Here is a 25,039-nt window from a genome sequence, read left to right as displayed (position 1 = left end):
GGGAAATCCGCGTCGCGCAGGACGTCCAGCGGCGGCGCCGCTTCATCGGGCGGGCGCGCGCCCTGCAGCTGCCGCATTCCGGCCACCAGGACCGGCGGGATCGACGCGCCCGGCATGGCGGGGACACCGACGACCTCGAAGAACTGCCGCAACGCGATCTCGGGCGCGCGGTCGACCCGTTCGATCAGCTCGCGGGTGGCCGCGCTCATCGCGTCGACCTCCGGATTCCCGCGTGCGACGCGGTAGAGCGGGGGCTCGACGACGGTCAGCGACCGGACATTCTCGGGTCGTTGCGCGGCGGCGTACATCGCGACGATCCCGCCGTAGGACAGCCCGACGAGATGAACCGGCCGGTCGAGCAGCTGGGCCGCGAGCAATCGCGCTTCCGGCTCGAAATCCTGCCTGGCATAAGGTGTTTCACCATGGCCAGGGCGATCCGGGGCGAGCAGTGTCCAGCGGCTGGTCAACGGGCGCTGGGCGCGCCAGGTTTCGCGGCCGCCGAGAATACTGCCGTGCACCAGGACCACCGGCGGCCCGTCGCCCCAGCGGTGCACGTGCAGCCGGATATCGGAATTCGGTGCGTCCATCATCGACCTCCTGCGCTGACTGTATCGATCGTCACCGCGGTGCGGGCGGCAGGCACTTGGTCCGGTTGACCTCGGCCAGGTGCAGGCTCGCCCGGGCGAGGTCGGGCCCGACCGATTCGATGGTGGCCTCCCCCTTGGCGATGGCGCGGTAGCTCGCACCGATCGTGCCGAGGTCGCCGGCCGCTTCGGCGGGCGCGATCGCCTTCAGCTGGTCGAATTGGTCGGCGGCCCTGGCGTATTCCTCCGGCTCGAGCTCCGCCTTTGTGCTCAGCTCCCGGGTGCTGCGCGACAGCTCCACTGTCGCCTGGCAGTAGTCGCCGGGCAGCGCACCCGCGGATGCCGCTGCGGCGCTGGTGGTTCCGGCGACCGTGCCGGGGCTCGCGGCGCTGCCGCTGTCGTCGGAGCAACCCGCGCCCGCCGCCAGGACGAGTGCGGCCAATGCGAGAGGGCAGAGTGTGCGGCGGTTCATGGACGGTTCCTCCGGGAGTGGACAGCGGATGCTGTCACCGATACTTCGGGCCGGACGTCTCACCGGCCTTTCACTCGCATCTCAGCAGATGCACCGTCGCGGCTCAGCACCGGTCGAGTAGCTGCCGCAGCACCGCCGCGAGGCGCTCGGCCGGTTGCACCACCAATTCCCTGCTGCGCCAGGCGATGATCTGGTCGGGACGGACGAGGACCGCGCCGGTAGCGTCGATGCCTGCCCGCGACGGCCACTCCGGCACTTCGATCACGGTGGCCGGCAACGGGATTCCCAAATCTTCCGCAGCGCGCTCGGCTGCCTGCGCCCACACCCCGCCCTCGGGGCCGGCGAGCAGCACGAAATTCGCGCCGACGAGGTCCAGCGTCGAGCGTTGTGCGCCGATCCAGAGATGCGGGAGTCGCGAACCCGGGGTGCCGTCCAGCACCAGCGCCACGTCCTCGGTGTCCGGCAGACGCGGATCGGGGTCGATCACGGCCGACGAAGCGTAGCGGTAACCGAGCTGCACCACCGGAGCGGCGGCCATGCCGACGGCGGTCCGCGCTGGTCCGGCCGTGGGGCTGGTATCCCAGTGCAATCGCGGGTGAGCCACCCGCAGCAGCGCCTGCGTCAAGGTGTCGGACGCGATCGATCGGCGCTCGGTCGCGTAGGTCGCCAGCAGGCCGGGTCCGGCTTGCCCGCGCAGCACCGCGGCCAGCTTCCATGCGAGATTGTGCGCGTCGGCCGCGCCGGTGTTCAACCCGAACGCGCCCTGCGGCGGCACCGCGTGCGCCGCATCGCCGACGAGGAAGATCCGGCCCACCTGGAACTCGTCGGCGAGTAGACCCCGTGCGCGCCAAGGTAACCGGCTCAGTAGCTCGAGTTCCAACGCCGGGTCGCCGACGGCCGTGCGGATCAGCGCCCGGCAGTGTTCCTCGGTGAAATCTTCGGCCGACTGACCGTCCTCCGGGCGGTAATCGGTATGGAAGATCCAGTCTTTCGCGCCGTCGACCGTGACGAACATGCCCGGCGCCGGACCGGTGACGTCGCAGGTGGTGAAGTGCCGACCGCGCGTGTAGGGCGCCAAATCGGCCCGGAAAAGCATGCTCATCTTCGGATTGCCCAGCGCCCCGGGGCCGGTCGTGCCGATACCGAGTGCGTCGCGGATGCCGCTGCGGACGCCGTCGGCGGCGATCAAGTACTCGGCCCGGACAGTCGTGCCGTCGTCCAGCTGTGCGGTGACGCCGGACTCGTCCTGCTCAACCGACCCCACCCGGGTCGAATACCGCAGGGCGGCGCCGTATTCCATCGCGGCGGGGGCGAGCACCGAGTCCAGCCGATCCTGCGCGCAGATGCCGCGGATCATCGCCGGACCGATCTGACCGGGGCCCCACCCGGTCCAGGTGGGCGGAGCAGCCGGGCCGTCCGGCAGTTGCACCTCGGCAAGCGTCGGACCGGAGAGCTTGCCGAGGCTGCCGCCCGACATGTCCACCGCGAGCGCGTCGACGGCATCGGCGAGCCCCGCCTGACGCAAAAACTCCATGGTGCGCGGCCCGAGCCCGGTGGCGCGGGGATGGATCGATAGTTCCGCGGCCTGCTCGACCACGAGGGCGGCGATGCCACGCTGTGCCAGGAACAACGCCGCGAACAGCCCGACCGATCCACCACCCACGATCAGCACAGGAACTCTAGTGTCAGGCATCCGCATTCCTTCTGGCTACATCGTTCTCATTATGGCTACACTGTAGCCATATGATGAATCCCCCGCCGCCGCCCGCTCTGGTCTGGACCAAGGAGCAGCGTGCCCCCAGCCGCCGCGCCCCGAGCGTGGACCGCATCGTGCACACCGCCGTCGACATCGCCGATCGCGAGGGCCTCGACGCGGTGTCCATGCGCCGGGTCGCCACCGCGCTCGCCTCCGGCACCGCGTCGCTGTACCGCTATGTGGCGGGGCGCGACGATCTGCTCGACCTGATGATCGACGCGGCGCACGGCGCGGCGCCGATGCCCGCGCTCACCGGCGACTGGCGCACCGACCTGCGCGCCGTGGCCGAGCACACCCGCGCGACCCTGATCCGGCATCCGTGGCTCGGCACCGAACTCACCGGCAGGCCCGCACTCGGCGCGAATTCGCTACGCCTGCACGACATCGCACTCACGGCGGCCGGGTCGTTCACCCGCGACATCACCCTCGCGTCGGCCGTCGTCGACACCGTCCAGGCCTACGTCTTCGGTGCGGTGGCCCAGCAGCTGGCGGAGGAAAAGGCCCAGCGCCGCACGGGACTCACCGAGGCGCAGTGGCAGCAGTCGGTCGCGCCCTATATTCGCGGTGTGCTCGACAGCGGCGACTACCCCGAGTTCGCCAGACGGGTGCGCGAGGCGGCCGATCCCGATGCGGCGCAGCGCTTCGCGTTCGGGCTGGAGTGCGTGCTGGACGGGATCGCCGCCCGCCGACCGGATCAGTTGTAGGACTTGCCGACTCCGTCGAGCAGCCGCTCCAACGTGTCGAAGGTGGGCGTGGTGATCACATCGGCCAGGTCCGGCGCGACCCGCACATTGTGCTCCGCGGCTACCGCGGCGAACTGGTCGCCGGCACCGGTACGGAAGCCGTGTTCGGCGGCCAGTCGCTGCAAGTCGGGATCGGTGGCCAGCAGGCGCCCGATCCGGTCGCCCGGCTCGCCGAAGGGCACCAGCGTGTGCCGGGACAGGATGGTCGGCGTCGGGTACAGCATCGTCATCTCGGGCTTCAGCAGCCCGCGCACCGCGGCGTCGACGAACTGCGCCTCGTACATCCAGACCAGCGGTGTCGGCCCCATCCCGGTCGCGAGATAGGTCTCGAACGGCCCCTCGCTACTGCTCTGGGTGTACCCCTGGCCGACGAAAAGCCTTGCCACCGTGGGCAAGATGTTCTCCTCGGCGGTGCTGCCCTGCACGATGGTGTTGTTGTTCGCGACGTAGCCCGCGATGGCGAGGTACATCGCGGCCGAGTTGGAGCTGCGCGGATCGGTCGTGGAGATGAGCACGTTCTTGCTCGTGGGGTAGACGTCGTTCGCGGCGAGCTGATCCCACCGCGTGTTGTTGCCGACCATCCGCAGGTAGGGACCCATGTCGAAGGTCGGTACCGGACCCTGATGCACCACACCGGATTTCGCCAGCAGGTCGGCGATCGGCGTGAACGTCGCGACGGCCAGCGGCGAGGCGAACGGGATGTACTTCGTGTTCACGTTGCGCTGCCGCTGGATTCGCTCGGCGGCCTGCTCGCTGGACGGAAAGGCGAAGTCGTACTGCGCCAGATCCACCGACGTGGCGATCTGGCGCGACCCCGCCGAATCCACCTCCGCCTTCAGTCCGTGGCGTGCGAGCGCGTCGATCACCTTCGGGTCCTGGAAGAACGACATCTTCTCCGATCCGACCACGCCGCGCACCACCGCGAGCGGGGCCGCCGGCGTGGCGGTCGTCGACGGCGAGTTCGGCTGCCGCACTGCCAATGCCACGGCGACGACGGTCACCACGACCAGCGCGGCCACCACCGCGCCGACCACGGCGGGCACGAAACGTTTACTCGCCGATTACGGTTCACGCAGGTCGCCGGATTCCCCGACCTCGGGCGAAACGGCGCGGTGCGCGGCAGTTCCCTTGCGCATCTTCACTTTTCCCGCCGACGGGGCCGGTGTCGGCGCGCCCGTCTCGGGCACCAGCTGCCGGCGCGCGAACCGCTCGACCAGAATCGGCACGAACTGGCGTACCGGATGTCCGTCGAACCGCCTCCGTCCCGCCCCGACCACGGCTTCGATGTGCTCGGCCGAGTATGTGCCACCGAAGTTTTCGACCAACCGCTCCGTCATCTGACGGATCGCCTGTTCCTCCCGAACAGTGTCGGCAACCACCACAAATCTCCTCGGCCCGTCCATCGGATCACGTCTCGCGACGGCCCGCCCGGTCTGTCGCGCCGGCCAACCCTAGCCGCAACCGCGCCATGGAAAAGGCGGCCGAACGGGCCCGCCCGCAGAAATTCAGGACAACCTCGCCGGGCCGCCATCCCCCGTTGCACTCGCGTTTGCCGAGTCGGCCCGCGCGCGAGCATGCGCCGAACGGCTATCGTCGGCAGCAGTCGCGGAACAAGGAGATGCTCATGGGTCGGACCGCAGTTGTCACCGGTGCTTCGTCCGGAATCGGGAAGGCGACCGCCGCGGCGTTGGTGACGCGCGGCTATCGCGTGATCGGGACCAGTCGCAAGCCCGAAGGGATCGAGCCCGACGCGCAGGTGCCGGGGGTGGAGTATCGCGCCCTCGACCTCACCGACAACGCCTCGATCGAGGCGTTCGTCGCGGGGCTCGGCGAGGTCGACGTCCTGGTCAACAATGCGGGCGAGAGCCAGGCGGGGCCGCTGGCCGAGCTGCCGGCGGACGCGGTGGAGCGACTGTTCCGGTTGAACGTGCTGGGGCCGGTCGCACTCACCCAGGCCGTGCTGCCCGGTATGCGCGAGCGCCGCTACGGCCGGGTGGTGATGGTCGGTTCGATGATCGCCAGCTTCCCGATGCCGTACCGCTCGTCCTACGGCGCGACCAAAGCGGCGCTGAAGGGCTTCGCGGTGGCGGCGCGCTTCGAGGAGTCACCGTTCGGCGTGTGGCTCACCACCGTCGAGCCGGGCCAGATCAACACCGGGCTGCGTGAACGACGGACCAAATACCTCGACGAGGGGTCGCCGCATACCGCCGACTTCACCCGTTTCATCGCGAAACTCGATGAGGCCCAAGGGAAAGGGATCACCGCGGACAAGGTCGCGGACACCATTGTGCGGGCGATCGAAGCCGATCGCCCGCAACCGCTCTACGCCGTGGGCAGCAACGCGCCCGTCATGTTCGGGGTCCGGCGACTGCTACCGCGCACGGTGCTGGAGCGACTGATCGCCCGCGTGCACGGCCTGTCGCGGTAACCCGCCGCGCTCAGTCCGCCAGCTGCGCCTGCCACATCCAGTGCAGTTGCTCCAGCCGGGCGGCGAAGCCGATGAACAGATCCTGGGTCACCGGGTCGGCCTTCTCGGTCGTTTCGATCCGCTCGCGCAGCCGGGTGATCACCGCCGCGAGGTTCGCCACGACCTGGTTGATGACCTCGGTGTCCTGCTGCCAGCCGTCGGGGAAGCCCGCCGCGCCCGACTCCTTGGCGACGGTCTCGGCCCGGCCGTCCGGGCTGACGCCGATCGCGGTGGCCCGCTCGGCCGCGGCGTCGGTGAAGTCGCGCGCCGCCGTCACCAATTCGTCCAGCGCCAAGTGCACCGACCGGAAGTTTCGCCCGACCACGTTCCAGTGCGCCTGCTTCGCGATCAGGGACAGATCGATCAGATCGACCACCGTGGCGCGCAGCGTCTCTCCCGTGATCTTCTGCTGTTCCGGGTCGAGGGTGCTGGTGATGGGCTGAGTCATCGTTCACGCCTTTCTTGTCGGAGCCATGTCACCGACTGCCTACCCCGATCCGCGGCGCTGAATCCCCCGTTCACCAGTGACGCGCGCCATGTGACTCGAGTCGCGCGGCGTGCTCGGCGAGGATCCCGGCCGCGCCGGCCGGTGGCGTCTGTTTGCGCCAGATCGCCCGGAACTTCCTGCTCAGCACCACCGGCCCGGCCACGCACACCTCGACGAGGGCCCCGCTGGCCAGATCACCGGCCGCGATCAACCGGCTCAGCACCGCGGGCGCGACGGCCGAGCGCGCGGCGGCGCAGATCGCGACCGCCGACCCCAGTTCCGCCGCGGGCCGGGCGGGCTGGCACTCCGCGCCGAGGATCTCCCACACCGTGTCTCTGGTGCCCGAGCCCTGTTCGCGCCACAGCAGCGGCGTCGTCGCCAGCTCGCGCAGCGTCACCGGTTTCCGGCGGCGCGCCCACGGGTGCGACTGCCCCACGACGACCACCAGTTCGTCCGCGCCGAGCACCCGGCTGCCGAGACCGGGCGGCGGATGCGGCCCCTCCACGAAGCCGATATCGGCCACCCCGTCACGAACCAGCGCCTCGACGTGCCTGGTGTTGTCCACCTCCAGCGATACCGCCACCTCGGGGCAGCTGACACGTAACGCGTTGAGCCACTGCGGAATCCGATGATCCGCGATGGTCTTCGAGGCGGCGACCCGCAAACGCGGCACCTCCGCCGCATGCAGCGCCGCCACCCCCGCGTTGAAGGACCGCGCGGCCTCCAGCACCAGCCGGGCGTGCGCCACCACCGAGCGCCCGGCCTCGGTCAGCTCCGACCCGGTGGGTCCGCGATCCAGCAGCCGCAACCGCAACCGCCGCTCCAACGCGCTGACCCGCATACTCGCCGCGGGCTGACTGATCCCGTGCTGCCGCGCCGCGGCCCCCAGACTGCCCAGTTCCGCCACGGACACCAGCAGATCCAGCACGTCCAACTCTGGTGTCCCCGGCGGTAGCCTCATAACCATCGATTATGTGTGACGACGACCACTCCGACATCCCCACAACCGCCCACACCCCCATCAGCCGCGCTTATCAGCTCCGGTTATGAGGTAGTGCCGGATCGGTGGGTACTGCGAATTCCCGGGCGGATCGAATGTTGTAGGGGTGACGCGCTTTAGACGGTTCGGGCCGGGTTTGCTGCTGGCGGCGGGGATAGCGACGGTGGCCACCCTGCTCGGCCGGCTGGTGCCGGTGATCGGCGCTCCCGTGCTCGCGCTGGTCATCGGCGCGGTGGTCAGCGCCCTCGGCCGGGAGTCGGTTTCGGATACGGGCCGGTTCGGAGCGGGCTTGATCGCGACCAGGAAGCGGCTGCTCGGGGCCGCGATCGTACTACTGGGCCTTGGGCTGCCGGTGGGATCGGTGCTGACGGTCGGGCGGGACACCGCAGTGGTCCTGATCGGTACCCTGGTGGTGGGTGCCGTGGCGGCCGCCGTCATCGGGAGAATGCTTGCGCTGGAACGGGAATCGGCGACGCTGGTGGCGGTCGGCACGACGATCTGCGGCGCTTCGGCGATCGCGGCGGCGACAGCGGTGCTGAAACCACACCGGGATCGGGTGGCGTACGCGCTCGGCACCATCTTCGTCTTCAATGTCGTTGCCGTGCTGGCCTATCCGCCGCTGGGCCGCTTGCTCGGCCTGTCCCAGGAAGCGTTCGGGCTGTGGGCGGGCACCGCGATCAACGACACCTCGTCGGTGCTGGCGGCCGGGGTGATGTTCGGACCCGCCGCCGCGCACTTCGCGGTGATCGTGAAGCTCGTCCGCAGCCTGATGATCGTGCCGATGTGCCTGGGGCTGTATTTCACCAAGCGCCGCACCGATACCGACGCGAGTGCCAAAAGCACCGTCCTGCACTCTTTTCCACTGTTCGTGCTGCTGTTCCTCGTCGCTTCCGTGGTCGCCGGACTCGGCGTGCTGCCCGGCGTGGCGGCTCCGGCGCTCGCCCACCTCAGCGCGTGGCTGATCGCCGCGGTCCTCGCCTCGATCGGCACCTCGCTCACCTGGCGGCAGCTGCGCAGCGCCGGAACACGTCCACTGCTGTTCGGCGGGCTGCTCGCGGTGATCCTCGGCGTCTCCAGCCTCGCCCTGCAACTCGCCACCGGGTGGTGGTGAGTGCGTTCGTGGACAGACATTCCGGCGCAAGGCGCCGACCTCCCGGCGAACGCCTAGCCCGCCTGCCGACCGTCCACGGCGGCAACGCTTTCGGCCAGTCGATCGGCCTCGTCGAGATGATCGCGCAGGCCGAGGTATTCCCAGCGCTGCAAGGCCAGCGGCACGTTCCCTTCACGCCACAGCCTGTCGTGGAAGGCCTTCAGCTCGAATTCATCGCCCAGCTCGCGCACCGCAGTGCTGAGCAGATCCTGGATCTGCAATTTGCCGATCTGGTAGCTGAGCGCCTGTCCCGGGAATCCGGCGAAGAACACGGCTTCGTCCCACGCGGTCTCGCGGTCCACCGGCACATCGATCGCGAGGCGGTCGGCCGTCTCCTCGATGGACAGCTCGCCCAGCGCGAGGGCGATATCCACTTCGACCCGTAAAGCCCGCAGCCGCATGGCATTCACCACGAAGATCGCGCTGGCCGGCGCCTCGTCGAACAGGCCGGACTGCAGCATCAGTTCTTCGTAGTAGAACGCGATGCCCTCGTTGGGCACCGAGTCGTAGAACCAGCGCCGAGCCGGATTGTCGTGCCGCCAGCCGAACGCGACCTGCTGCGCGTGCGCCCCCTCGTGCACGATCGCGGTGCGGGCGTCGAAGGCCGCGGCCTGATCGAAGTAAGGCAGATCCGGTGCCGGGTCGGGGATGTAGCGCAGGGCGTCCTCGTCCCGGCGGGACGGCCCGGTCAGGTCGTCGGTGACACCGAGCCAGGTGAGCGGTGCGAGATACGGCGGCAACGGGGCGAATCGATAGTGCCGCAACGACTCCGGCTGACCGAGCAGGCCAAGTCCGTCCGCGAACTCGCGCACCGCCAGTTCATCCCTGTGCTGCCGTTCGACGTGCTCGTGCGCGTCGGCGGGCAGCGGCGGACTCGGCGCATCCCGGTAGCGGGTGCGCAGCGCCGTCTCGGTCGCGACCGCCCGGTGCCATTCCTGGCGACCCATCGCCCGCAGCTGCTGCGCCGAATACGGCAGCAGCGCCACATTGTGCAGGTAGTACGCCAGCGCCGCCGGCCCGACCGGCTCGGTCTCGCCCAGCTCGGGCAGCCGCTCCGCCAGCCAATCACGATAGGCCGCAACGGCATCGGTGGCGACGCGGGTCGCGGCGGGCAGTTCGGCGGCGTACTCGGCGGGCAGGAACGGAATCAGCGCGGTCAGCGCCGCTTCGACCGAACCGGCCGACTCGTCGAGCAGGCGCACCGCGCTGCGGGCGAAGGGAGCGCTCGCATGCTCGGCGAGATTCGCTCTGGCCTGTTCGAGCACCAGCGGCACGTGCCGCAGCAACGCGCTGATCGAGGCGGCCCGCGCGCCGTCGAACGGCGGCGGCGCCAGCAGGGCCGCATAGACGGCGCCGAGACTCTGTTGTACATAGAAACCGGGATTGCGTTCCCAGCCGCGGATCAGATCCAGCTCCCAGTGCACCTTCGCCAGTGCCGAACCGAGCAGCCTGCCGTCGACCTGCACCGCGACCGGCTCGTCGGACAGGTCGAGCGCGGCATGCCTGCGGGCGAACTCGGCGAGCACCGTCCGGCGTTCCGCGACGGCCGCCGCGGACCAGTCGGGCAACCAGCCCGCGGGACGTTCCACCCGGGGCAGGTCGTCGCTCGAATCGGGCGCCGTCGCGGTCCGCCAGTTCCAGAACTCTTCGGCAAGCTTCGCTAGACCCATATCCGCACAATACAATTCGGCTCCGACAGGTGGCGCCGAAGCGGACTCCGCTACCGCGCGGCATCCCCCACATAGCGACGCCAGCACGACTCGAGCTCAGCGACCATATCGATCGTCGGGTCGATCAACCAGCGCGCCTGCAAACCGTCGGCAAGCGCGAAGAACATGGTGGCCGCGGCCTCGGTGTCGATCTCGGTGGACAGGGTGCCCGCCTGCTGCATCGCGCGCAGCGCCCCCGCGAACCCCGCGGTGCCGAAGCGGTACCGCTCGAGCATGTAGTCGTGCGCCGGGTGGCGCGGGTCCGCGGCGGCGGCCTGCATGTGGGTGAACAGCTCGATCAGACCCGGCACCTGTGTGTTCCGCCGGATCACCGCCACGAAGGCCTCCGGCGCGGCGCCGCTCATCGCCAGCAGATCGAGTTCGTCGCGCTTGCGCAACACCGCAACGAACAACTCCTCTTTCGAGCCGAAATAGTGCAGCAGGCCACCCTGGCTCAACCCGACCGCGTCGGCCAATTCGGCGACGGAGGTGGCCAGGTAGCCCCGCTCGGCGATGGTGCGCAGCGCGGCGTCGAGGATCTGCTCGCGCCGTTCGATACCTTTGCCGTAGGGGCCCCGTTTCGCCACCGAGCCAGTGTAGTCAGCCGCCGGGCAATCTTGTCATCCAAAACCGAGCGCTGTACGGTTTTCGTAACGGACCGTCCGCGACCACCGAAAAGGGCGGCGGTCACCTCTACGAACGGGAGCACACCACCCGATGCGACTCCGTCTGCGCAGCCTCGGCTTGGCCGCCGTCGCCGCCGCCACGCTCATCCAGGGACTGCCCGCCACCGCCGCCGCGCGGCCGGAGCCGCCCACGCAGGTCGCGCCGCTGGGTCCGGACTTCCTGTGGGGCGTCGCCGCCTCCGGCTACCAATCCGAAGGCCATGCGCCGGACAGCAATTGGCGCCGTTACGTGGAGGCCGGCAAAACGGAGGACCCGTACGGGAATTCGGTCGACTTCTACAACCGCTACGCCGCCGACATCGACCTGGCCGCCGATCTCGGTACCCGGGTGTTCCGGATCAGCGTGGAATGGGCCAGGGTGCAGCCGGAGCCAGGTGTGTGGTCGGCCGAGGGATTCCGCTTCTACGACAACGTGATCGCGAAGATCGAGGCGGCGGGGATGCGGCCGATGATCACCCTCGATCACTGGGTGTTCCCCGGCTGGGAGGTGGATCGCGGCGGCTGGCACAACCCGGGCATGGTCGAGGATTGGCTGGCCAACGCACGTACGGTGGTGGATCGCTACGCCGCCGCCGACCCGCTCTGGGTGACTTTCAACGAGCCGACCTTCTACGGGCTCAACGAATTACGACACGGGGGGATCCCGGCCGTCGACGTGCCGGGCATGCAGAACCGGCTGGCACAGGCGCACAACGCCATCTACGACCACATTCACCGGGTGCAGCCGGGCGCGCTGGTCACCAGCAATGTCGCCTACATTCCCGGCGGCGAGGACGCGATCAACAAGCCGTTCGTCGATCAGGTCGCCGCACGGCTCGACTACATCGGGATCGATTACTACTACGGCAGCTCGCCCGACACCGTGACCTCGATGGCGCAGAACCTCACCCGGCTCTGGCAGAACCCGCTGCAACCCGAGGGCATCTACTATGCCCTGCAGCACTATTCGCGCGCCTTCCCCGGCAAGCCGCTCTATATCGTGGAAAACGGCATGCCCACCGAGAACGGGCTGCCCCGTCCCGACGGCTATGCCCGCGGCGACGATCTGCGCGACACGATCTACTGGATCCAGCGGGCCCGGGCCGACGGCATGAACATCATGGGCTACAACTACTGGAGTCTCACCGACAACTACGAGTGGGGCAGCTACACACCGCGGTTCGGCCTCTACACCGTAGACGTGCTGACCGATCCGAGCCTCACCCGCAAGCCCACCGACGCCGTCGCCGCCTACACCCGCATCACCCGCGAGGGCGGTGTCCCGGCCGACTACCGGCCGACCCGCGCTCCCCAGCCGTGCTCGCTGGTCGATCCGCCCGCCAGCTGCACCGATCCGGTCACCGTACCGCGCTGAACGACCGCATGATTCGCCGACGAAACCGCGAAACCTATCGCACAGAGGAGATTTCGATGAAGGCGACGTGGCGCAGGGTGCTGCTGGCAGGCCTCGTGTGCGGACTCTGCGCGGCCGGCGCACCATCGGCTCAGGCCCTCGCCGATCCGGTCGGCTCGGGCAGCGCGGTGCTCGGCAAGGACCCGGACGGCAGCATCCCGCCCGCAGGGTCGGACGACTGGTCCTGCCTGCCCACCCGGGCCCATCCCCGGCCGGTCGTGCTGGTGCACGGCACCTGGGGCAATCAGAACGACTGGGACGTGCTCGCGCCGCGGCTGAAAGCCGCAGGCTACTGCGTCTTTTCGCTCAATTACGGCCGCGATACGTCGAGTGTGCTCGGGGCGCTGCCGGGAATGTACGCCACCGGCGACATTCCCGCCTCGGCCGGTGAACTCGCCACCTTCGTCGACCGGGTCCGCGCCGCCACCGGCGCGGCGCGGGTCGACCTCGTCGGTCATTCGCAGGGCGCACTCGTTTCTCGCCAATATGTGCGCTTCGGTGGCGGCGCCGACAAGGTCGCGCACCTGGTCTCGCTCGCGGGCACCAATCACGGTTCGACGATGCGCGGCGTCGCGACCCAGCTCCCGCCGGGCGTCGCGGCGGCCTTCCCCACGGTGCTGGCACCGGTCGCCGGAATCGCCGCGGCACAACAACTCGTCGGCAGCGACTTCCTGCGCACCCTCAATGCGGACGGCGACACCGAGCCGGGCATCGATTACACGGTGATTGCCAGCACCCGCGACGATGCCTCCACCCCACCGGAAGCCACCTTCTTGCAGGCGGGTCCGGGTGCGACGGTCGACAATGTCTGGGTCCAGGACTTCTGCCCCACCGACGTTTTCGACCACGGCACGCTGCCGCAGTCGCCGACCGTCGGCTATCTCGTCGAACGCGCACTCGATCCCGGCTACACCGGTGTCGCGTGCGAATAGCCCGGTGCGACAAGGACGGGCGGTAAGGCTGTCGCCTTACCGCCCGTCGCGTTTCGGCGCGCGCTAAGCGCGTTCGCGGACCAGCCGTGCGTCCGGATCCTCATCCGACGCGGCCACGGCCGTTGTCGCACCCGGCTCTGTCTCTTCCAGCACCGCCTCGCCGCGGGCGACCATGCCCGCCTCGTCGGACAGCTTCAGCTGCGGAATGAACAGGGCCAGCACGAAAATGACGATCGCGCCCGGGATGAGGTACCAGAAGCCCGGTACCAAGGCGTTCACGTAGGCGCCCACGATCGCGTCGTGCAGGTCCGCGGGCAGGTTCTTGACCACCGACGGCACCAGCCCGCTCGGGTCGAGTTTCGCCGCCAGCACCTCGGGCCCGTGCGACATGAACGCGTCGGTGAGACCCTCGGTCAATCGGCTGGTGAAGATCGAGCCGAAGATCGCGACGCCGATCGCGCCACCCATCTCGCGGAAGTAGTTGTTGGCGCTGGTCGCGGTCCCGATCTGGTCCGGCGACACCGCGTTCTGCACGACGAGCACGATGATCTGCATGATCAGGCCGAGCCCGGCGCCGATCACGAACAGCATGGCCGAGACGAGCCACATCTCGGTGTTCGCGTCCAGCCTGGTCAGCCACAGCATGCCGAGCAGCATGGTCAGCGCGCCGAGCGGCGGGTACACCCGGTACTTGCCGGTCTTGGTGATCGCGGTCATCGACCCCATCAGGGTGATCATCATGCCCGCCATCATCGGGATCAGCAGCAGGCCCGAGACCGAAGCCGAAGCGCCGGTGGCCATTTGCAGATACGTCGGGATGAACCCGATCGCCGCGAACATGACCAGACCGACCAGCAGGCCGATCGCGGAGGTCAGCACGAAGGTGCGGTTGCGGAACAGCCACAACGGCAGCATGGGTTCCTCGGCCCGGGCCTCCACCATGACGAACGCGGCCACCACGATCACCAGCGCGGCGATCATCGACACGATCGTCGCCGAGCCCCACGCGTACTGCTTGCCGCCCCAGTCGGTGATCAGGATCAGCAGCGTGGTCGCGGCCGACATCAGCAGCACACCGAGGTAGTCCGGCTTGGTCTTGGGCCGGTGGCTGGGCACGCTCAGGTAGCGGAAGGCGATGACCAGGGCCGCGATGCCGATCGGCACGTTGATCCAGAAGCACCAGCGCCAGCCGAGGGTGTCGGCGAAGAAGCCGCCGAGCAGCGGGCCGGCCACCGAGGTGATACCGAAGACGGCACCCATCGGCGCCATGTACTTGCCGCGGTCCTTGGCGGGCACCACGTCGGCGATGATGGCTTGCGCCAGAATCATCAAACCGCCACCGCCGACACCTTGCAGGCCGCGGAAGACGATGAATTCCCAGAAACTTGTCGAAGCCGCGGCGCCGACCGACGCGGCAGTGAAGGCGGTCACCGCAAACAGGAACAGCCAGCGCCTGCCGAACATGTCGCCGAATTTTCCGTAGATCGGCATCACGATGGTGGTGGCGAGCAGGTACGAGGTCGCGGTCCAGGCCATGTGCGAGACACCGCCGAGCTCGCCGACGATGGTCGGCATGGCGGTGCCGACGATCATCTGATCGAGGCTGGCCAGGAACATGCCCGCGATGAGCGCGGAGAAGATGAGCCAGATTCTCTTCTGGGTCAAAACAATCGGGGTTGGCGGCGAATCGGCCGTCGAGGTCATCGGTCGCGTCTCCTTGTTCTGTCATCAGGCTGGTCGAACAGCCGGGCGGCCATCGCACAGTGGTCTGCCACGGCCGCTTTGAACGACCGGGACGTATCGGCGGCGGCGGACAACACCGCCCGGGTGGTGATGGTGGTCATGACTCCCGCTGCGAGCGCGGCGAATTCGGGCGCCACCGGCTCGCCCGACCGGGCGGTGAGCAGGTCGCGGACCATCGCCTCCTGCTGCACACCCGCGGCCATGAAGGACGCGACCACCCGCGGCTCGGCCTTGATGATCGCGATGACCAGCGAGATGGCTTCGCGCACTTCCTCTTCCGGCTCGATCGCGGAGGAGAACAGCCAGGTCAGGTCCGCCATCAGCACACCGGTCGGCCCACCGGCGACGAACTCGGCCCGGGCCGCGGGCGTGCCGATCTCCTCGACGGGCCCGACGATCGCGTCGAGCTTCGTGTCGTAGTAGTTGAAGAACGTGCGCGGCGAGACCCCGACGGCTTTCGCGATGTCTTCGACGGTGGTCGCGTCCACCCCGTGCTCGACGGCCAGGCGCCGTGCGGCCATGCAGAGATCGAGCCTGGTCTTGCGCTTCTTCTGTTCGCGCAGGCCGAGCGGCGGTTCGGTGCTCGCGGGGGACGACATGGCCGAAAATTTAGCACAAACTGCAAAATTTCAGATAGTGCAATATTGCGTGACCTCGCTCACCCGGACCTCGCTCACCCGGCCTGGCGGATACCGGGCGTGGCCGGGTGCGGCCCGACGCAACCGAGGACGAAACAGCCGGGCGGCCAGTCCCCGAAGGGCGGCGCGAGCGGTGCGCCGAGACATTCGAGCGGGCCACAGCCCGGGTACGCGTACGGCCCGATACCGAGCGCGCCGAGAGTCGCGTCCGGATTCGAGATCATCGGATCGGCGAGACTGATATCCGGTTGTGGCACATAGGGTCCCGGGTCGGGCAGCGCCGGCGTCCGGAAGGCCGCGATGATGCCGCGGAGCACGTCGTGCGGAAAGCTCACCGCACTACCGGGGACGGTCACACCGGTCCAGGTGACCAGCAACCCGAGGCTCGGGACGATGAAGTTGTCCTGGCGCATCATCCCCGACATCTTCACCGCGTCCGGCGGCAAGCCGGGCAGTTCCGCGGTGCAGCCGGGCCCGTTGACGACAAAGAGAAATCCATAGCATTGATTGGCCGGCGTCGGCCGCGACGCCTGTTCGAGGTAGTCGGCGGAGATCACCTGATCGCCTTGCCAGGCACCGTGATTCAGCACCAGCAGGCCGAGCTTGACGAAATCGTCCGGCGGCATGATCAGATGCGCGTACCCGTAGGTGTTGCCACTGCGGTCGCGGCCCAGTGATAGTCGGTGCGACGAATGCCCAACGGATCGAACAGGTTTCGTTGCGCGTAGTCCTGGAAGTCGAGGCCGGCCGCCTGCTGCACCACAGCGACGAGCAGATCGACGGCGCGCTGACTGTAGCGCCACACCGTGCCCTGCGGACTCTCGATCGGCATCGCCATGGCCTGCGCCACCGCGTTCGGATCGAGTTGTGCCAGGCCGGTGATGCCCTCGGAGGCCACCGCGACGCGCAAGCCCGAGGTCTCGGTGAGCAGGCTCCGGACGGTGATCGCCCGGTGCGCGTCGTCACCGAGCCCGGGCGGCAGATAGCGGCCGATCGGGTCGTCGAGCCGGATGCGCCCCTGGTCCACGGCGATTCCCGCGACCAGCGACACCACGCTCTTCGTACTGCTCCACAGGTTCCACGCCACACCACCGGTCTGCTCGTTGTTCGGCCCCGCGGCGATCAGGCAGTTGTTGCGGAATACCTGAACATTGCGCCGTGTCGGGTCCGCGGCGAAGGCGACCGCTCGCCGAAGCGCGTCCGCGTCGAGCCCGACCTCCTCCGGCGTCGCGGTGGCCGGCTTCCTGCCGTCCGCGACCGCACAGTGCTTCAGCGCATCGGGTGCGGCGTACGCTGCGCCACAACCGATTTCGGCACCGGTGAGCACGGCGGCAACGACACTCACCACCAGCAGCGCACTCCGCAGCGAACAAAGCATCGCACTCCCCACCCTCCGACAGGTTCTGGTGGGCACATCGGGCAGGCGCCGGGCGTCGTTTCCGTTCGGGCTGCCCCGACTTGTCGGGGCGAGCACAGCCGAGTCCACCCAATCTACTGCTGAATTGCGTATCTGATCATGGTGTTTCTCCACACAGGGACAATCATGCTGGTCATAAGCTTGTTCTCAGCTTCTTTACCTACTGTTTAACTCAGTAGATCAGCAGAGAGGCAACGACGCCATGCAGCGACTCCCCCAGCGGTCGACCAGTAACCGGCAGCCCTTCCGACGTGCCACCGCGCTCACCCTGATCGTCGGATTCTTCGGCACCGCAACGGTGCTCACATCCGGTATCGCCACCGCGGCCGTCGACAACGCGCCGGGCCGTGACACCTCCGGCGCACACCACACCGACCCCCAGGGCTTCCACCACACCGACACCAACCCGTTGCGTCAGAACGAACACCAGCGGGCGCAACGTGAGTACTGGGACAAGCAGCGGCCCGAGACCGCACCCGGTAGCGGCGGCGGGGGCGGCACCACCACGACCTGGTCCTCCGTGCCGCGACCGGACGGCGAGGGCTGGGTGGTGTGCAAACCCACGGCCAGCTGGTGCTGAGCGACCGGAAAATGCTGTCGCGCTTGCCTTATCGACCGCAATCCAGTGACCTCGCGACCGGTCGAAGACAGAGGGAGACATCGATGAACACCACGACGACAACGAGAGCCGCTGTCCTCGGACACACCTCGATCGCACTGCTCGCGGCGGCCGCCGTCGCGGGCGGGCTGGTCGTCGGCGCGGGCAACGCCGCGGCCGGCACCGCGGGCGCGGGGGTGCACTGCCTGTGGGCGGGCACCAGCCATCCGCAGGGCGCGACCGTGGTGGCCGGAGGCCAGAGCTTCCGCTGCGAGACCGACCGCGGCGCGGCGTCCTGGTCCCGCGGCCCCGCCGACAACCGGCCGAGCACGGTCCCCAACCCGGGCGCGTACACCAGGCCCGCGGGCCTGTTCAGCCCGGGCGCGCGGCAGCCGGGCACCGAGTACAACGACTACTGCGTCGGCAGCCAGCTCATCGAGGGCAACGAGGATATCTACCAGGTCGTCGCCGCCCGCGACGGATCGCTGCAGTGGAAGGCCGCCGGCCCGATCTCGCAATGGAAATTCGACCCGGTCACCCCGCGTCCCGGCCCGTCCTCGCGATCGGTGAGCCTCTGCATCGACGGCAACCTGACCTGAGCGGACCCGCTAGAGACGGGCGGCCGCGTCGCCGATCGCCTCATCGAGGATGGACAGACCAAGGGTCAGTTCCGCCTCCGAGGCGGTCAGCGGCGGAGCGATCCGGAAAACGCCGCCCATTCCGGGCAACTGCACGATGTTCATGTGCAGGCCGAGTTCCAGGCAGCGGCGCGTGACGAGCGCACCGAGTTCGTCCGAGCCCCTTTTGGTTTCGCGATCGACGACGAGTTCGAGCCCGGCGAGCAGCCCGCGCCCGCGGATATCCCCGACGACGCTGTGCCGCTCGGCGATTCGCTCCAGGCCGCGGCGCAGGAACCCGCCGAGTTCGGCGGCGCGCTCGTCGAGCCGATCCCGGATGAGCACGTCGAGCACGGTATTGCCCACCGCGGCCACCAGCGGATCGGAAACATGCGTGGTGAAGAACAGGAACCCGCGCTCGTGCGCGGCCTGCTCGATATCGGCGCTGGTGAGCACCGCGGCCAGCGGCAGGCCCGCGCCGAGTGTCTTGGACAGGGTGATGATGTCGGGCACCACACCGTCGCGTTCGAACGCGTACCAGTTGCCGGTGCGGCACAACCCGGTCTGCGCTTCGTCGAGGATCAGCAGCATGCCGCGCTCCCGGCACAGGTCACGCAGCCGGGCGAAGTAGCCGAGCGGCGGTTCGATCACGCCGCCGGAGCTGAGAATCGGCTCGACCAGACAGGCGGCCAGGCTGCCCACCGACTGCGCGTCGATCAGGTCGAAGGCGAAGTCGAGCTGTCTGCGCCAGTCGAGTTCACCCTCGGCCGTGGTGAAATCGGGCCGGTAGGCATGCGGGGCGGGGATGGCGAAATTGCCGGGTGCGGCCGGGCCGTAGCCTTTGCGTCCCGCGCTGTAGGTCGCGCCCGCCGCGGCCTGGGTCATGCCGTGCCACGAGCGGGCGAACGAGACGATCTCGTGCTTCCCGGTGACCAGCTTGGCCATCCGGATCGCGGCCTCGTTCGATTCGGCGCCCGTGGTCAGCAGCAACGCTTTGGTCAGCGGCTCGGGCAGCGTGCCCGCCAGCCTGCGGGCCAGGTCGACGACCGGGCGACTCAGCATGCCGCTGAACAGGTGATCCAGCTCGCCCACCTGCCGCCGGACCGTCTCGACGATCTCCGGATGTGCGTGCCCGAGAATCGCGCTCATCTGACCGGACGTGAAATCCAGGATCTCCCTGCCGCTTTCGGTGTACAGGAAGCTGCCGGCGGCCCGCGTGATGATCTCCGGGCTGAAGGGGCTCGCACCCGCGTAGCGCACGAGATGACGGTCGGCATCGCGCCAGAATTCGGTCGCGGACAGTGGCGCGGCGGTGGAGGAAGCCATGCACCGACGGTAAGGCCGCCCGAGCGACACGTCCATCTCACAATTCCGGCTGTGCTGTACGGCAGCGCCGAACAACAATGGACCCATGCTCAACCCGTGGCGACTGCGCCTGCTCAGCCAGCTGGACACTCTCGGCACCGTGCGCGCGGTGGCGCAGGCGGCGAATCTGAGCCCGTCCAGCGTTTCCCAGCAACTCGCGGTGCTCGAGGCCGAGACCCGGACCCGGCTGCTGGAACGCACCGGCCGCCGGGTCCGGCTCACCCCGGCGGGACTGCTGCTCGCGCGCCGTGCCCGCGCGCTGCTCGACCACATGGGCACCGTCGAAGCCGAACTGCATGGCCTCGGCGACGAGCCGGTCGGCTTGATCCGGCTCGGCGCCTTCCAAAGCGCGATCCATTCCCGCTGCGTGCCCGCGGTGCGCCGGCTCGCGGTCTCCCATCCGCACCTCGAGGTGGAACTGCACGAGCTGGAACCGCACGAGAGCATGCGCGCGCTGCGCGTCGGCGACGCCGATATCATCATCACCACAACGGATTTCGTTGAGCAGCCACTCGGCCCGGACATCGACATCGTGCCCCTGGCGACCGATCCGATCGTGCTCGTGCTCCCGCCGGGCCGGTCCGCGCGCGGGCCCGCCGATCTCGCGGCCTATGCCGACGAACCGTGGGCCTTCGATATGCCGAAGTCGTATATGGCGAACCTGGCAACTCGGCTCTGCCGCGAATCCGGCTTCGAACCCCGCGTCGTGTGCCGCTTCAGCAACTATCTGATGACGCTGCAGCATGTCGAAGCCGGACTGTCGATCGCCCTGCTGCCCGGCCTCGCCGTCGACCCGCGTTACCGCGTCACCACCCGGGAGTTGAGCAGCCCGGTGACCCGGACGATCACGGCGGTCATCCGGCGCGGCGCGCCACCCCGATCCGCGGTGCACACCGTGCTCGCGGCCCTGCGCAGCGCCGGAGAACTGCCGGTCAGCGACGCATCCACCGAACGAGAAAACACCGCGCAAAATAGCTGATTTTCAACTCTCGAATATTTAGTTATCGTTTCGTTATTATTTTAATGTGTGTCCTTATGCACATTCGTCGATTTATGTCCAATGATGGTAAATCGGATCCGCTTGGACACAGATCACCGTGATGTTCTCGAATGTATTCGAAGACTTTGGTGCAGTCCGGTTTCGCCATCAGATGCGGCGTCGCGCGACCCGCCAGAGCCTTCGAGACGACCATCGGAGGACTTGATCATGGCATCGCAGACCGACGACGTCCGAACTACCCGCTTCCTGCGCCGAGTGCTCTGGTGGGCACTGGCCGCAGGCGTGACCCTCGCAGGCGCACTCGCCGCACTGCTGGTCACCTCCGGAACGGCAACGGCACAACCGATCACCGTGCCGGGCATCGGCACCGTGCAGGTGCCGGACGAATTACCCCTTCCCGCAGGCCTTCCCGGAGACCCGGCACCGCAGCCGCAGAGCGCGCCGATCGCAGCTCCCGCGCCGACCGAGTTCTCCGCGTTCGGCATCGAATTCACGCTGCCGGAGATCCCCGGATTCGAATACCCCAGCCTAGCAGGCGTTCCCGGCATCACCATGCCGAATCAGCCGCTGTTGCACGAGACTCCGCTGAAGTCGCCCGGCGAGGTCGCGGTGGAGGCCGCCCGCACCAAGCTCGGCGCAGACTACGGCGCGTCCGCGGGACCCGACTCGTTCGACTGCTCGGGCCTGGTCCAGTGGTCCTACGAGCAAGCCGGTGTCGACGTGCCACGCACCAGCTACGACCAGCTCGCCGCCGGAACCCCGGTCTCGCGGGACGAATTGCAGCCCGGCGATCTGGTGTCGTTCTACGGCGGCGGCCACTCCGCGCTGTACGCCGGTGACGGCAAGGTCATCCACGCCTCGACCTACGGCACCGGTGTCACCGAATCCTCGATGGACACCATGCCGTTCGCCGGTGCTTGCCGCTTCCGCGACTAGCGCACCCTGGTAACCGTTCAGCGGTTGCGCTGGACACGGGCGATGCGGCGGTCCATCACCCAGGCCAGCAGTCCGGGGGCCGCACCCGCGAGCCAGCGCGTCAGGCGGGCGGCCGGTGAGGGCACGACGGTGGCGCGACCGCGTGCCGCGCCGATCAGCAGGGCATACGCGACTTCGCCTGCGCTGATGGGTGTTCCGGCGCTGAGCGCCCGCAGCTCCGGCGGCTTGGTCGCCGCCTCGGCGGCCAGCTGTGGGGTGTCGACATCGGGCGGCAGGACGACGGTGACGGTGATGCCACGCGGTTTGAGTTCTTGGCGCAGTACCTCACACAGCCCACGCACGGCGAACTTGCTGGGACTGTATGCGCCGTAACCGAAACAGGGCAGCACGCCCGCCAGCGACGAGATGACCGTGATGCTGCCCCCGGTGCTTGCGTCGAGATCGGGCAGCGCCGCCCGGATCGCATGCAGCGCACCGAAGTAGTTGACCTCCATATGTTTGGTGAAGTCGGCATCGTCGAGCCGGTCGAAATAATCCGGCTTCGCGATACCCGCGCACACGATCACCGCGCCGATCGCACCGTGCCGCGCGCGTGCCGCGTCCACTGCGGCGCCGACCTGCTCCTTGCGCGTGACGTCGGCGGCGAACACCGCCAGTGGCCGGTCCCCGTGGTCCGCTTCATCGGAAAGTCGTCGCAGGGCACGGTCTTCGAGCGCGACGACGCTCACCTTGGCGCCCATGGCCAAGGCCAGTTCGGTCACCTCGAGTCCGATGCCGCTACTGCCGCCGGTCACCACCACGTGGCGTCCGGCCCAGTAGGCCGTCACCTCGGCGGGCAGGGCGGGGCGCACGCGGGTCGATTCGGTCGATAGCGAGATGCTCATGGCGGGCACTTCCTTTCGTCACGCCCCATGCTGCGGGGCGGACGTCAGAAGAATGCGAGGCGAGCGGCAAAGCCAGGTAAGAACTCGAGTGCCTCAGGCGTCTTCGGCAGGCTCGTCCGCAGCCCGCGGGGCCGTGCCGGACAACCGGACCACACCGGCCTCCAGATCTACGTCGACGCGGGGGCGGTGCCCTTGCCCGGCACTGTCTTCGCTGCCCTCGTCGGCCAGCTTCTGGCCCGGAAACAGTTCTCCCATGACACCCACGAATCCACGATAGCGCGTCAGCGCTGTGCGTCGGGAGTGGTCAGGGCATCGATTACAGCTGACAGGGCCCGAGTGCGGGGTTTGTCCCGGCGCAGGACCAAAGCGATGGTCCGGTGCAGGGGCGGAGTCAGCGAACGGGCCGTCAAGCGCCCGTCGTCGCGAGCGGGCAATGCCATGCGCGGCAGAATCGCGTAGCCGAGGCCGGCGGCGACCAATTCCTTGATCGCGGCCACACTGCCCAATTCCATCACCGGCTTGACGGTGTGTCCCGCGGCGGCGAACCATCGATCGACGAGTCGGCGTGTGTTACCGCCGGGATCGAACAGCACCAGCGGCCGGGACGCGAGCGCGGCGGCTGTGGTCCTGGCCGGCGGCGCGGCGGCGTCCGGGGCCGCGACCAGCACGAATTCGTCCTGCCGGACCGGGGTCACCTCGAAGGCCCGGCCGGGAATGGGCATGGTGAGCAAGCCCAGGTCGATGCGGTTCTCCGCGAGCAGGTGCAGCAGAGTGTCGGTGTTACCGGTGTGCACGATGAGGTCGAGCGCCGGGAACCGGCCCCGCAACCCGCGCAGGACCGGCGGCAGCAGGTACACGCACGCGGTCTCGCCGGTACCGAGCCGGACTCGCCCGGCAGTGCCCGCCGTGTAGTGCGCGAGGCTGTCCTCCGCGACCGACACCGCGTCTTCGATCCGTGCCGCATGCGCCAGCAGTTCGGCCCCGGCCGCGGTCGGGCGCACCTGTCGGCCCACCCGCTCCAGCAGAGTTACGCCCAAACGGTTTTCGAGTTGCCGCAGGCGCAGGCTGACGGCCGGCTGGGTGATGCCCAACCGTTGCGCCGCACGCGAAAAACTGCCGCACTCGACGACTTGCACGAACGTGCGCAGCTGATCGAGGTCCAGCGCGCCCATACCCAAGCCCCTCTTATGTCCTGTATCAGCGGCATCAGCACTGCTTATCGTCGAACCACAGTGTCATCGAGCCGGAGGGATCATGGACGCGAAGTTGCGAAAGGCGGTGCGCTGCCTCGGCATTTCCCAGCTGGTCTGCTGGGGCGTCACCTACTACCTCGTGGGCATCTTCGGCGGCAGCATCGGTGCGGATCTGGGCTGGAGCGAACCCCGGGTCCAGGGCGGGTTTTCGGTGGCGCTGCTGGTGATGGGCTGCGCTTCGCCGCTGGTCGGCCGCTGCATCGACCGGTTCGGCGGCAGGCCCGTCCTCGCGACCGGTTCGGTGCTGGCGGGGCTGGGCTGCGCGGGTGTCGCCACGACGAGCAGTGTTGGCTGGTACTACCTTTCGTGGATCGTGCTGGGCGCGGCCATGCGGTGCACGCTCTACGATGCCGCGTTCGCGACGCTGGCCCGCCTCGGCGGTGGACACGCGAAACGGCCGATGTCGCAGATCACGCTGCTGGGCGGATTGGCGTCCACGGTGTTCTGGCCGATCGGTCACGGGCTGGCCGAGGCCCTGGGCTGGCGCGGAGCGGTGCTCGTCTATGCCGGGTTCGCGCTGTCGACCTTGCCCATGCATCTCGCGATACCGCGCCACCGGCCGCTGCCGGTCGAAACCCGCGCTCCCGCAACCGCACCCGTTGCCGCCGCACGCGATGACCGCGTCGCGGCGGTCTTGTACGCGGCGATCATGACCGGAGTGGGCTTTCTGGCCTCGGGACTGTCCGCCCACCTGATCGGCATACTCACCGGCCTCGGCCTGGCGGTCGGCACCGCGGTGTGGGTGTCGACCCTGCGCGGCATCGCCCAGTCCGCGGCCCGGCTCGGTGACGTGTTGTTCGGACGCAGCTTGGCCGCACCGGATCTGAACCTGATCTCCCTTGCGCTGCTGCTGTTCTCGTTTCTCGTCGGCTTCGGCGGCGGACGCGTGCTGCTGCTCGCCGCGGCCTGCGCCGCCCTGTACGGCGCCGGAAACGGACTGGCCACCATCACCCGCGGCACGTTGCCGTTGGCCCTGTTTCCGGCGCACGGTTACGGAGCCCGCGTCGGACGGCTGCTGCTGCCCAGCTTTCTACTCTCCGCCGCCGCACCGCTGGTCTACGCCGTCGTTCTCGAAAACTACGGGGCCACCGGCGCTTTGACGCTGTCCGCGGTGCTCTCGGCCGGGATGGTGGCCGCCGGGTTCGCGCTACGACGCAGGGCCAGGGCGATGGCCGCGAACAGTGCGACGGTGAGCCAGATGTAGGCGTT

27 protein-coding genes are annotated in these 25,039 nt (G+C 68.7%); 10 read left to right on the top strand and 17 right to left on the bottom strand.

Translation table 11 applies throughout. The features are described 5' to 3' along the window. From TY25_RS18945 to TY25_RS18935, 3 genes are all read right to left on the bottom strand, one after another. The coding region (locus tag TY25_RS18945) for an alpha/beta fold hydrolase (protein WP_236639128.1) at positions 1–590 on the bottom strand (590 nt) is incomplete at its 3' end. Between the two features lie 28 nt (positions 591–618). Then, a complete protein-coding gene (locus TY25_RS18940) occupies positions 619–1,056 on the bottom strand; it encodes a hypothetical protein (protein ID WP_146154138.1) in 438 nt (145 codons plus the stop codon). A gap of 103 nt (positions 1,057–1,159) precedes the next feature. Then, complete coding sequence (locus tag TY25_RS18935) at positions 1,160–2,749, bottom strand: FAD-dependent monooxygenase (protein WP_042258074.1); 1,590 nt, start codon at positions 2,747–2,749, stop codon at positions 1,160–1,162. Between the two features lie 50 nt (positions 2,750–2,799). On the opposite strand from TY25_RS18935, the gene TY25_RS18930 reads away from it, so the two are divergent. Beyond that, positions 2,800–3,516: a TetR/AcrR family transcriptional regulator C-terminal domain-containing protein gene (locus TY25_RS18930; RefSeq protein ID WP_042257952.1), complete on the top strand. Its 717-nt coding sequence runs from the start codon at positions 2,800–2,802 to the stop codon at positions 3,514–3,516. On the opposite strand, the gene TY25_RS18925 is transcribed toward TY25_RS18930, so the two are convergent. After that, complete coding sequence (locus tag TY25_RS18925) at positions 3,507–4,598, bottom strand: hypothetical protein (RefSeq protein ID WP_042257950.1); 1,092 nt, start codon at positions 4,596–4,598, stop codon at positions 3,507–3,509. The genes TY25_RS18930 and TY25_RS18925 overlap by 10 nt on opposite strands. A gap of 18 nt (positions 4,599–4,616) precedes the next feature. Beyond that, entirely contained in the window at positions 4,617–4,934 is a 318-nt protein-coding gene (locus tag TY25_RS44135) for a three-helix bundle dimerization domain-containing protein (protein ID WP_226887173.1), read from the bottom strand. A 245-nt stretch (positions 4,935–5,179) separates the two neighbouring features. Here TY25_RS44135 and TY25_RS18915 point away from each other — a divergent pair, with 245 nt between their 5' ends. After that, complete coding sequence (locus TY25_RS18915) at positions 5,180–5,983, top strand: SDR family oxidoreductase (protein ID WP_042258072.1); 804 nt, start codon at positions 5,180–5,182, stop codon at positions 5,981–5,983. A 10-nt stretch (positions 5,984–5,993) separates the two neighbouring features. Here the strand turns inward: TY25_RS18915 and TY25_RS18910 are convergent, their stop codons facing one another. Together TY25_RS18910 and TY25_RS18905 are read right to left on the bottom strand one after the other, a co-directional pair. Further along, on the bottom strand, positions 5,994–6,470 hold the full coding sequence (locus TY25_RS18910) for a Dps family protein (protein ID WP_029903964.1): 477 nt from the start codon (positions 6,468–6,470) through the stop codon (positions 5,994–5,996). A gap of 70 nt (positions 6,471–6,540) precedes the next feature. After that, complete coding sequence (locus tag TY25_RS18905; RefSeq protein ID WP_042257947.1) at positions 6,541–7,470, bottom strand: LysR substrate-binding domain-containing protein; 930 nt, start codon at positions 7,468–7,470, stop codon at positions 6,541–6,543. A 145-nt stretch (positions 7,471–7,615) separates the two neighbouring features. Here TY25_RS18905 and TY25_RS18900 point away from each other — a divergent pair, with 145 nt between their 5' ends. After that, positions 7,616–8,620, top strand: a complete 1,005-nt coding sequence (locus TY25_RS18900; RefSeq protein ID WP_042257945.1) for a YeiH family protein — start codon at positions 7,616–7,618, stop codon at positions 8,618–8,620. 53 nt (positions 8,621–8,673) lie between these two features. Here TY25_RS18900 and TY25_RS18895 read toward each other — a convergent pair whose 3' ends face one another. Together TY25_RS18895 and TY25_RS18890 are read right to left on the bottom strand one after the other, a co-directional pair. Continuing rightward, positions 8,674–10,329: a DUF885 family protein gene (locus tag TY25_RS18895; protein ID WP_042257943.1), complete on the bottom strand. Its 1,656-nt coding sequence runs from the start codon at positions 10,327–10,329 to the stop codon at positions 8,674–8,676. A gap of 50 nt (positions 10,330–10,379) precedes the next feature. Next, complete coding sequence (locus TY25_RS18890; protein ID WP_052383059.1) at positions 10,380–10,955, bottom strand: TetR/AcrR family transcriptional regulator; 576 nt, start codon at positions 10,953–10,955, stop codon at positions 10,380–10,382. 130 nt (positions 10,956–11,085) lie between these two features. Here TY25_RS18890 and TY25_RS18885 point away from each other — a divergent pair, with 130 nt between their 5' ends. Together TY25_RS18885 and TY25_RS18880 are read left to right on the top strand one after the other, a co-directional pair. After that, complete coding sequence (locus tag TY25_RS18885) at positions 11,086–12,408, top strand: family 1 glycosylhydrolase (protein ID WP_042257941.1); 1,323 nt, start codon at positions 11,086–11,088, stop codon at positions 12,406–12,408. A gap of 56 nt (positions 12,409–12,464) precedes the next feature. Further along, the gene (locus tag TY25_RS18880) at positions 12,465–13,379 is read left to right on the top strand and encodes an esterase/lipase family protein (protein WP_042258069.1); all 915 of its coding nucleotides are present in this window, start codon (positions 12,465–12,467) and stop codon (positions 13,377–13,379) included. 63 nt (positions 13,380–13,442) lie between these two features. Here the strand turns inward: TY25_RS18880 and TY25_RS18875 are convergent, their stop codons facing one another. The 4 genes from TY25_RS18875 to TY25_RS44125 all read right to left on the bottom strand — a co-directional run bounded on the left by TY25_RS18875 (position 13,443) and on the right by TY25_RS44125 (position 17,105). Then, the gene (locus TY25_RS18875) at positions 13,443–15,044 is read right to left on the bottom strand and encodes an MDR family MFS transporter (protein WP_236639127.1); all 1,602 of its coding nucleotides are present in this window, start codon (positions 15,042–15,044) and stop codon (positions 13,443–13,445) included. A gap of 35 nt (positions 15,045–15,079) precedes the next feature. Next, entirely contained in the window at positions 15,080–15,721 is a 642-nt protein-coding gene (locus TY25_RS18870; RefSeq protein WP_052383058.1) for a TetR/AcrR family transcriptional regulator, read from the bottom strand. A 74-nt stretch (positions 15,722–15,795) separates the two neighbouring features. Beyond that, positions 15,796–16,386: a hypothetical protein gene (locus tag TY25_RS44130; protein WP_226887172.1), complete on the bottom strand. Its 591-nt coding sequence runs from the start codon at positions 16,384–16,386 to the stop codon at positions 15,796–15,798. 2 nt (positions 16,387–16,388) lie between these two features. Further along, positions 16,389–17,105, bottom strand: coding sequence for a serine hydrolase domain-containing protein (locus TY25_RS44125; protein ID WP_226887171.1), 717 nt, complete (start codon positions 17,103–17,105; stop codon positions 16,389–16,391). 274 nt (positions 17,106–17,379) lie between these two features. Between TY25_RS44125 and TY25_RS18860 the strand changes: the two genes are divergently transcribed. After that, positions 17,380–17,757, top strand: a complete 378-nt coding sequence (locus TY25_RS18860; RefSeq protein ID WP_042257937.1) for a hypothetical protein — start codon at positions 17,380–17,382, stop codon at positions 17,755–17,757. Between the two features lie 83 nt (positions 17,758–17,840). Beyond that, positions 17,841–18,374 carry a hypothetical protein gene (locus TY25_RS18855; protein WP_042257935.1) on the top strand — a complete coding sequence of 178 codons (534 nt, stop codon included), beginning with the start codon at positions 17,841–17,843 and terminating at the stop codon, positions 18,372–18,374. Positions 18,375–18,383: 9 nt separating this feature from the next. Here TY25_RS18855 and TY25_RS18850 read toward each other — a convergent pair whose 3' ends face one another. Continuing rightward, positions 18,384–19,718: an aspartate aminotransferase family protein gene (locus tag TY25_RS18850; protein ID WP_042257934.1), complete on the bottom strand. Its 1,335-nt coding sequence runs from the start codon at positions 19,716–19,718 to the stop codon at positions 18,384–18,386. 85 nt (positions 19,719–19,803) lie between these two features. Between TY25_RS18850 and TY25_RS18845 the strand changes: the two genes are divergently transcribed. Further along, the gene (locus TY25_RS18845; protein WP_042257932.1) at positions 19,804–20,736 is read left to right on the top strand and encodes a LysR family transcriptional regulator; all 933 of its coding nucleotides are present in this window, start codon (positions 19,804–19,806) and stop codon (positions 20,734–20,736) included. Between the two features lie 228 nt (positions 20,737–20,964). Further along, the gene (locus TY25_RS41755) at positions 20,965–21,693 is read left to right on the top strand and encodes a C40 family peptidase (protein WP_081868955.1); all 729 of its coding nucleotides are present in this window, start codon (positions 20,965–20,967) and stop codon (positions 21,691–21,693) included. Positions 21,694–21,710: 17 nt separating this feature from the next. Here the strand turns inward: TY25_RS41755 and TY25_RS18835 are convergent, their stop codons facing one another. The 3 genes from TY25_RS18835 to TY25_RS18830 form a co-directional block, all read right to left on the bottom strand. Beyond that, a complete protein-coding gene (locus tag TY25_RS18835; RefSeq protein ID WP_081868954.1) occupies positions 21,711–22,577 on the bottom strand; it encodes an SDR family NAD(P)-dependent oxidoreductase in 867 nt (288 codons plus the stop codon). 93 nt (positions 22,578–22,670) lie between these two features. Continuing rightward, positions 22,671–22,841 carry a hypothetical protein gene (locus TY25_RS42755; protein ID WP_156055112.1) on the bottom strand — a complete coding sequence of 57 codons (171 nt, stop codon included), beginning with the start codon at positions 22,839–22,841 and terminating at the stop codon, positions 22,671–22,673. Positions 22,842–22,858: 17 nt separating this feature from the next. Then, positions 22,859–23,749, bottom strand: a complete 891-nt coding sequence (locus TY25_RS18830) for a LysR family transcriptional regulator (protein ID WP_042257930.1) — start codon at positions 23,747–23,749, stop codon at positions 22,859–22,861. 82 nt (positions 23,750–23,831) lie between these two features. Between TY25_RS18830 and TY25_RS41750 the strand changes: the two genes are divergently transcribed. Beyond that, a complete protein-coding gene (locus tag TY25_RS41750; RefSeq protein WP_081868953.1) occupies positions 23,832–25,034 on the top strand; it encodes an MFS transporter in 1,203 nt (400 codons plus the stop codon). Positions 25,035–25,039: the final 5 nt, after the last annotated feature.

The sequence above is a fragment of the Nocardia brasiliensis NBRC 14402 genome, from assembly GCF_000308475.2.
GTDB classification, from domain to species: domain Bacteria; phylum Actinomycetota; class Actinomycetes; order Mycobacteriales; family Mycobacteriaceae; genus Nocardia; species Nocardia brasiliensis.
This window is presented reverse-complemented; position numbering and strand designations above follow the sequence as displayed.